This window comes from Nitrososphaerota archaeon, assembly GCA_016872055.1.
GTDB lineage: Archaea > Thermoproteota > Nitrososphaeria > Nitrososphaerales > Nitrosopumilaceae > Nitrosotenuis.
This window is the reverse complement of the sequence record VHBH01000018.1, coordinates 1-8,249: the sequence shown is the minus strand read 5'-3', so window position 1 is coordinate 8,249 and position 8,249 is coordinate 1. Positions and strand designations below refer to the sequence as shown.

At 39.6% G+C, this 8,249-nt stretch carries 10 protein-coding genes and 1 pseudogene; 10 read left to right on the top strand and 1 reads right to left on the bottom strand.

Going from position 1 to position 8,249, the window contains the following annotated elements; genetic code table 11:
- Positions 1-424 precede the first annotated feature (424 nt).
- The 9 genes and pseudogenes from FJ354_06895 (at position 425) to FJ354_06855 (ending at position 6,311) form a co-directional block, all read left to right on the top strand.
- Positions 425-1,204 carry a hypothetical protein gene (locus tag FJ354_06895; GenBank protein MBM3906378.1) on the top strand — a complete coding sequence of 260 codons (780 nt, stop codon included), beginning with the start codon at positions 425-427 and terminating at the stop codon, positions 1,202-1,204.
- A 41-nt stretch (positions 1,205-1,245) separates the two neighbouring features.
- Positions 1,246-1,704, top strand: a complete 459-nt coding sequence (msrA, locus tag FJ354_06890; protein ID MBM3906377.1) for a peptide-methionine (S)-S-oxide reductase MsrA — start codon at positions 1,246-1,248, stop codon at positions 1,702-1,704.
- A 467-nt stretch (positions 1,705-2,171) separates the two neighbouring features.
- Positions 2,172-2,465: pseudogene (locus tag FJ354_06885) on the top strand (hypothetical protein).
- 9 nt (positions 2,466-2,474) lie between these two features.
- On the top strand, positions 2,475-2,840 hold the full coding sequence (locus FJ354_06880; protein ID MBM3906376.1) for a hypothetical protein: 366 nt from the start codon (positions 2,475-2,477) through the stop codon (positions 2,838-2,840).
- Positions 2,837-3,325 (top strand): hypothetical protein, encoded by a 489-nt coding sequence (locus FJ354_06875; protein ID MBM3906375.1) that lies wholly within the window; start codon positions 2,837-2,839, stop codon positions 3,323-3,325. Before FJ354_06880 ends, FJ354_06875 begins: the two co-directional genes overlap by 4 nt.
- 67 nt (positions 3,326-3,392) lie before the next feature.
- Positions 3,393-4,823, top strand: coding sequence for a hypothetical protein (locus FJ354_06870; protein ID MBM3906374.1), 1,431 nt, complete (start codon positions 3,393-3,395; stop codon positions 4,821-4,823).
- Positions 4,824-5,043: 220 nt separating this feature from the next.
- A complete protein-coding gene (locus FJ354_06865) occupies positions 5,044-5,397 on the top strand; it encodes a hypothetical protein (GenBank protein ID MBM3906373.1) in 354 nt (117 codons plus the stop codon).
- Between the two features lie 173 nt (positions 5,398-5,570).
- The gene (locus FJ354_06860; GenBank protein MBM3906372.1) at positions 5,571-5,843 is read left to right on the top strand and encodes a hypothetical protein; all 273 of its coding nucleotides are present in this window, start codon (positions 5,571-5,573) and stop codon (positions 5,841-5,843) included.
- Between the two features lie 219 nt (positions 5,844-6,062).
- Entirely contained in the window at positions 6,063-6,311 is a 249-nt protein-coding gene (locus FJ354_06855) for a hypothetical protein (protein MBM3906371.1), read from the top strand.
- On the opposite strand, the gene FJ354_06850 is transcribed toward FJ354_06855, so the two are convergent.
- Positions 6,304-7,101, bottom strand: coding sequence for a hypothetical protein (locus FJ354_06850; GenBank protein ID MBM3906370.1), 798 nt, complete (start codon positions 7,099-7,101; stop codon positions 6,304-6,306). The two genes, FJ354_06855 and FJ354_06850, sit on opposite strands and share 8 nt — an antisense overlap.
- 203 nt (positions 7,102-7,304) lie before the next feature.
- Here FJ354_06850 and FJ354_06845 point away from each other — a divergent pair, with 203 nt between their 5' ends.
- Complete coding sequence (locus tag FJ354_06845; GenBank protein MBM3906369.1) at positions 7,305-7,799, top strand: hypothetical protein; 495 nt, start codon at positions 7,305-7,307, stop codon at positions 7,797-7,799.
- The last annotated feature ends 450 nt before the right edge of the window (positions 7,800-8,249 follow it).

Genomic DNA, 8,249 nt, shown 5'->3' with positions numbered 1-8,249 from the left:
AAAAAGTCTCCTCTACGAGGCTAAACCCAGGAGACATGGTGTTCATTCAAAAGGGAACGCTGCACACTCATGGCTCTATATCAAAAAAGACATTTTCCCACATTGCAATTAATGTAATTTCTAAAGGCTCTAAAAAATACGATACTGACTGGTTTGAATCAGATCTTGCTAAATTGGCAACAGGACTAGTCTAAATTAAAACCCCGGAAACATATCTTTTTCAAATCAAATAACAAGACAAATCCATCCATGAAAAAATCAGAGCTTCAAAAAATCGTTTCAGAATACAAATTACTTTCCTCCAAGCTTGCAAAAAATTCAGACGCTAAAATAGCAGAAAAAATGCTACGACTAAAGCAGAGATATTATCACGAGACCGGAATTGAGCTCACAGATTAAAAACACCACAATAAATCCCTAAATCATGAACAAGCTGGCATATTTGGGAATTGCAATTGCCATATTGGTAGTATCATATTACATAATTGCCGCATTTGTAATGCAGCAGCAGTCAATTAACAAACAGTCAGTGTATGTGCACTTTGAGCAAGGCTGGTCCAGCTATCCGGGAAATGTTGTCTATGATATTACAAATGTATGGAATAAAAAAGACGCAGCACCGCTTAGCTCCCAAGAGCGACTAGAGTTATCAAAGCAGAACAATGTCGATGAAATTAGGTACGTCCATGACAAGCCTTACATTTTAGTCAAAAACAGCAACACAAACTGCCGTGATTCCTGGGAGCCGCACTATGCAAGGTTTGGCGCAGACACCGTACGACACTATATCGAGTATGCTACAGGTCTGCAGCAAAGCCCGGACCCAAACATAACAATGTACACGCCTGAGCCAAGCAAGCAGGACTATGCACGACAGCAAGAACAGCTAAAGTACGGCTATTCACAATTTATCCCAATTTGTACTTCACAGGACGGCGCCTCATTTGACTATACAGTAAAGATAAACGACAGTACTGTCGGCTTTGATGTCTATTTTGTTGATTCAATCCAGCAACAAGCAAACTATGATGCAAAAAACGGCAAATTCACCCATTATACAGACGGCGCATGTTTTGGCAAAAACTATCAGAGGTTTTCCGGCACGTGCAACAATGTCGGCAAAAATTCAGGACTGCTAATTACAATCCCAGACAATCTGACCCTGCCACTGACTAAAATACAGATCTGGCTGTACGAAAAGTAATTGGAACATCATTTTAATTGCGGTATGACATAACCAGGATAATGAAGGCAACATTTGGTGCAGGCTGCTTTTGGTGCGTCGAAGACATCTTTAGGACCACGCCCGGAGTCAAGTCAACCGCGGTAGGGTACGGCGGAGGACATACAAAAAATCCGACATACCAAGACGTTTGCACTGATGAAACAGGACATGCAGAACTAGTCCAAGTAGAATATGATCCTAGTGAGGTCTCTTTTGAAAAATTACTGGATGTATTTTGGAACGTACACGACCCAACACAGCTAAACCGACAGGGTCCAGACATTGGAACTCAGTACCGCTCCGTGATTTTTTACCATGATTCAGATCAGCAAAGAGCTGCCCAAGAATCCAAAGAAAGACTCGATGCATCAGGCAAGTTTGGCAAAAAAATAGTCACGCACATTCAGCCAGCGCCGGAATTTTACCGAGCAGAGGAATACCACCAGAAATATTACGTAAAATGCGGAATCTCTAGATGATTCCTACGCCTGCTTTTAATACAAAATTCGTCATTGCTATACTAGTAGATTGGGATTAATGCCGGACTCTGGCAAAGCCATTGCCAGCCCATCTACTCAAAATTCCGCTGATGAATATTAGTGAATTATGTCATTTTTGAAAATTATATCAAATTAAACAGACAGGCACCATTCTAGCCGTGTTTCCAATTTTGGTATTTTATGGTTAATTTTGTCATATTCTTGCATAGAACTACAAAACATAGAGTGCAAGAACTGCGTAACCAAGTTCAAAAAAAGGAAGACCAATTACAGTTCTACTGATTCTGGAGTAGACAGAATGGGCAAGTCCGAAGAAGATTAGTTTATCAATCAGAATAGAAGAATCCCTAACATTGTACAGAGTTGCTCTGATTTGCCTTGCATTGTTTGGTATTTTTGGAATTGCGTTTGCACAGGTAAATCTTGGTGCAGCCCCTCAAACCAAAACCATAGAAGTTGGAAAACAAGTCCAAATTGTAGCTGATCTAAAAAACAATCAGGACTTTGAGCAGCAATTTGCGTATATTGTCCAAGTCCAGGACGAAAACGGCGTGACAGTGTCACTTGCCTGGATTACCGGGGAATTGTCTGCCGCACAATCATTCTCACCATCTCTGTCATGGGTGCCAAGTCAGACAGGACAATACGAGGCAACTATATTCGTCTGGGAGAGCATCGAGAATCCGTCTGCGTTATCGCCAACTTTGTCATTGAAGATAAACGTAGGCTCTGCAGCATAGTGAAGTATTATGGACCTAGAATATGAAAAACAGGCATCCGATGTTCGAGGGACCATAATTTTTCTAAAATACGGACAAAAAAACCTCAATTTGGTGCAAATCAAAAAAGGATTTGCCAGAGGCGGACACTATCATACGTTTGAGACAAAACACCACCTGATATCGGGCGTAATAGAATACTATGAAAAAGACATCAATTCAAACCAGGAAAAAATCAAGACAATAACTAGTCCTGAAGTAATTGTCGTTCCGCCAATGAGCGCTCACCTATTGATCGCAAAAGAAGATACCATATTTGCAGAAGAATTCTCAAAGGATTACTCGGCAGTGGAATATGCGCCGTATAGAAACATTGTATTGCAAAAAATGTCATGACCTATTCCATTTGGCTTGTCCCGTCACATCAGGACAAAAAATACCTAAACAAAATCATCCATAATTTGGCAAAAAAACACGATGCACCGAAATTTTCCTCTCACATTACGGTGTATAGCGGTATAAAATCTCTAAAAAAAGCAAAGGAAGTAGTACAACGGATAAATTCTTGTAAAGTCCGAGTATACAAAACCGGGATTGGGCAATCAGATTATCTCTGGAAGACAATATTTGTCAAAATAAAAAAGGGTAAAAACCTGAGCAAAATTTACAATACCTTGTATGAAGCGCTTGGCACAAAATACGATTTTGAGCCGCACATAAGCCTGATTTACAAAAAGTTGGACTCTTCGACCAAGCTCAACATCAAAAATTCCCTGAAAATAAAAAAATCGTTTTCCTTTGACGGTATAGTCATAATCAAATCATCAAAAAACGTCAAGGCTTGGAAGACACTGTACAAGGCTAGACTTGGCGTAGCGTGAGTTGTTAAATTTAGTAAATCTCTGAGGTCTTAAAATACTAGTCATACATAGAAGAAAGGGATTCGGTATGGCAAACCTGACTCGCCAGGAAACTAGGGCATTTGTAGATAAGCTAATGGTTTCTGGCAAAGGAGATCCAGGTAGACTACAGCACATTATATCAATTCTAAATAACGGCAAGCAGCTATACAATTCTGATCAAAAATATCTCGATAAAAAATTCTCACAGGAAATAGGCCTGCAAGAACGGCTCAAAGTAGAAGAAAGCGTCATAATCAAAATCCAAAAGCTCATCTCAGCTGGAGCGGGGGACACAGGTCGCTTGCAATTCATAATGGAATTTCTAAAACAGGGAAAAACTCTCTACAAATCCGACCAACAATATCTGGAATCAAAGATTGGCCAAAAAATAGATTATACTAAAATCATTACCGAAAAAAAGGAATCAGACAAAACAATTGAATCATTAAAGTCCCAGGTTTCGTGGGCAAACCAAAAGATAGCAAATCTGGAATCTGTTATAACCCAAAAAATCACTCATCTCCAGTCAGAGTACCCACAAGATGTAACCCTACCAAAAGGATGGGAAGGAGATGGGCAAAGCCTTGATCAGATTCAAAAACAGCTTGAAACAGAACAACAAAGACTTGGACACGAAAAGACAGAGGCAGAAAAATTAAGAATACAGCAATCAAAGCTCACCCAGATTATCCTAGATAGGCAGGAATTTGAAAACCAGGTCAAAATAGAAAAAGAGCAGCTTCAAAAGAAGATAACTCAGGAGCGGGACAATCTCTTAGAGCAAAACAAGCTAGTAGAGCAGATAAAACTGCAGGAGTCAGAACTAGAGCAGGTAAGAGCAGAGCGTGATACTATAGTATCAAAACTGCAAAAAGAGCAGGCAGAAATAGCGTCCCAGGCGCAAGCTGAGCGCGGTCACCTAGCAGAACAAGCACAGGTTGCTAAAAAAATCCAGGAAGAAAAGCATCAACTAGAATCGATACGGGCAGAAAACCAAAAAAACATCCAGGAAGCAAAATCTCAGGAACGTCAGCTTGTCGATCAGGTAAAACAAGAAAAGGCAAAACTTGCAACCCAGGCAAAACTACTAAAAACAATTTCTAATTATGAAAAATTCCTATCTGACTCTAAACAAAAACAATCCATTCTTGCAAAGCAAATTTTGAAGCAAAAAAACAAAATGATCTCCACAGCCCCGTCTGTCTCTCAAATAAAGTCTGATCAGGAATTGCTAGACAAAATTAACCATGACCGCAATGCGCTGGAAACCCAAGTAAAGAGTGCAATGACACAACTCCAGTCAATCAAAAAGGAAAAGACAGCAATCGAAAGGCAGATCAAAGCAAAGAAAACCCATCTACAGCGCCAAAAGAAAAAAGAGGTAACAAAAATAAAACAGCTGGGTAAGAAAAAAAAGGCAATATCAAAATCAATTAGTAAAGAATCTGCCAAGATCAAAAAATTAGCAAAATCCTAACTAACACGCATTGTCATTTTCAGCAACCATGCTAGAGGTATTGTTTGTCTCACTACGCACCTTTTTTGTTTAATATGAATAGTGAATTTGCGCACGAATTTGAGATATTTTTATGGCAGCAGGAATTGTATGTGGAATCTGTTTTTGAATCTGTTAATGCAGTTATATTTGGCCAAACATTAGATACAGAGCATTGAAAGTCTACAAACAAGCGACACTAATGGAAATAGTTGAGGACATCATAAGTTTGGACTCTACTATGAGATTTGCAGCCATTATAGACCTAAAGGGAAACATTTTGGAATCAATAATGAAAAAGGGCAAGACATCGCTGAAATCACAAAAAGAAGAGGAACATTTTTGCAAGCAAGTTGCACAGAGGCGTAAAATGCGACAGCAATTCAACAAGTCCCTGGGGCAAGTAAGGTACGTCCAAGTGGAGCGCGAAAAGGTGACACAGATGGTAATCTATCCAAAAAGAAAAACAGTCTACTTTACCCTGGAGCCTTATGTCGGCGCTGCAAAAAAGATGGCGCTAGTTAGCAAGGTCAAAAAAATAACTGCACATCTCTAATTGTTTATTTTGCAAACACCAAATCTTACTATCTAATGGTGTAATATTATACCAGAATCGTATCATGACATCTCATCATGGGCGCCATAGTTAGACTGTCATTGGTTATGCCCTTGATAATCGGCTACCGGCTTGACTAATATTATAATGTGCAATTTTGGGATTTGATTGCATTGAAGATTCTGGTGGACGAAATGGACGACGGTTGGGATGAAAAGCTTCGAAGCCTAGGCTATGACGCATATTCTGTCAAAAAACTGATAACCGAAGGAAAAAATCTCCGCACCGACTATTCCGTGATAAATTATGCCAAGGAAAACCGCATGATTCTGATTACCAGGGACACGGAAAGCGGACAGGCCTGCGCAGAAAACAACCTACCATGCATACTAATTGACAATAACGAAATCTTCAAAATCATAGTGGAAAAGCTAAAACAATTCTAGAAATTTTTTAAGGCTTAACGCCAAAACCATGTCCTTCTTGTTACTAAAATAACCCGGGGACTAGGCTGAAAAAAATAGTGGAAGGGGCCAGCGTACTTGACAAAAAGGGAATTGAAAAGGGCACCGAGTTTGGTACTAAAGCATACGATGAGAGAAAGGTGGCGCGTGAAAAAGCCAGAGACAAGACAAGTAATTATTTTACCATCTTGTATCAATATCATGAACAGCTGCGACAGACGAGTCCGTTCATACAGAAACGGAAAAACATTTGATCAGTGCAAGCAAATAGCTGAGGCGCTGAACCCAGACTTTAAGAAAATGATTGCTGCAAACGGAAAAGTTCTCTGGTCCGAAATACTAGAAAAGGTAGACCATGATGAGCTCATCTACAAGCTAACGCTCAAGTATTTGCGACGTGATGGATATGACATTGGCAACTGGAAAATTCCAGAAGTAAAGCCTAGTTGATTTTGCAGCTCCAACCACTGGATCTTATCTTCTTTGCCATTATGACTGGTGTCACAACCAATAATGGAATAGATACTGCAATGAATATTGTCTGAAGCTGTGTTATGGCTACGGTGAATGCAAGTGCGCTGGATGCCGATACGAACAACGAGATGAACGTTCCTGCACATGTGGGGCATGCAACAAACAAGCCAGTAGCTGCAGCCACACTTCCCATCCCTGCGCCCTTGCGTAGAATTGAAAACGCGTTTACCGCAATTGCCGCATTTAGGCCTACCAAATAAGACACTGCAATCTGCAAAATAAGATTAATTGGGATGATTTGCATTCCGACATGGTCTGTCACATACACCAAAATCCTTGGCACATAGCCGATTTCACCGCAACACGGGACAATCTGTGCAGAAGGGATCTGCACGTTATAATGAAATGAAAAGACGACATCTGGCTGGTACACCAAGATTCCAGACGTTAGGGCAAAAAACACACCATATCCTATTGATGTTGCGGCCAAAATTTTACGCGACTTGGAATTCCGTAGTACCTGAGCTATAATTGAAAAGGAATCGTCCTGGTTTTTTTCCACTTTGAACTTGTGGTACTGGTAAAATCCATACGATATTGCTCCAAGCGCCAGTAATATCATTACATAAAATGCAGCCCCAAGTCTTTCTATTGACGATATGGCAGATGGCGTTATCTCGGAATTACCAAGCCTTGCGTAAATCAAAAACAAAATTGCAATTGCCACAAAGCCAAGTGTGATAAGTGCCCTGCCGTCTTTAGCCATTTGAGTCTGGTTTTGTCTACCCGCATTAAATTTTATCTGAATGAATAATTTGAAGCAAAGCCAGAGGAAGGAGAATTAATGCAAAAGGTCAAAAGACAAGGGATCGAAACAGTTAGAAATATGTTATTTTATCATCACTCACCATGTATGTTTGGTATGCTACATATGGTTCTAATTTGTTACGAGAACGTTTCATTACATATTTGAAGGGCGGAAAGTATCGATTGGGTGGTAAATCAAATAACAAATGTGAGGATTCTACGATGCCTGTAGCGGATGAGCCTTACGTAATCCCACACAAATTATACTTTGCAAACAAATCCACATGGTGGGAAAATAAAGGCGTTGCATTTATCTCTCCAAAATGCGACAAAAAATTTTGTACTCATGGTAGAATTTGGAAGATCACAGAACAACAATTTGATCACGTATGGTGTCAAGAAGGAAAATCCTGGTACTGTGAGAAACTGGTTCTGGGTAATCACCAGGATGGGACTGAAATTGTTACAATTACCAATTGTGAAGAACTACCACGTAACCCACCATCAAATAATTATCTCAGAACCATCATTGCTGGGTTAAAAGAGATGGGATTAACTGATGAACGAATTTGTGATTATTTAATTGACAAAGATGGAATTAGTGGTAAATTTACGAAACAAAATATCTGCGAAATTTGTCGCTCATCTTGTTTCTGATCTGATGCGCAGACAACAGAAAATGTTTGGCGTTATCACTATGGCAGTAAACTTTAACTGGAAAGATTGAGGAAATTTGAGATCAATCTACCTGTAAAAATTGATGGAATAATAGATTATGAATACATCAAAGAGTTTGTAGAAAGTTGTTACACTCGGGAAATTGTGAAGAAGAGTATCGGATCTTTATCACCCTAACTTAACACGCTAGAGAATACCTCAGAAAATCAACCCTAACTTAACAATAGAAAAGAACCTTGGAAATCCTCAATCAAGTTACCAGTGTCAGAACGTGCTTGGTGTAAATTTTCAGGAAAATGAAGCCAAGTTCACAAAAACAGGCAAGCGCAGCAGGTTTTACGCTTGATCTTTGACCAATTGTTAATCTAAAAAAAAGAAAAAGAGTAAAACCACCACTATGCGCAGCAGAGCGATTTTTTGAAGTCTTCT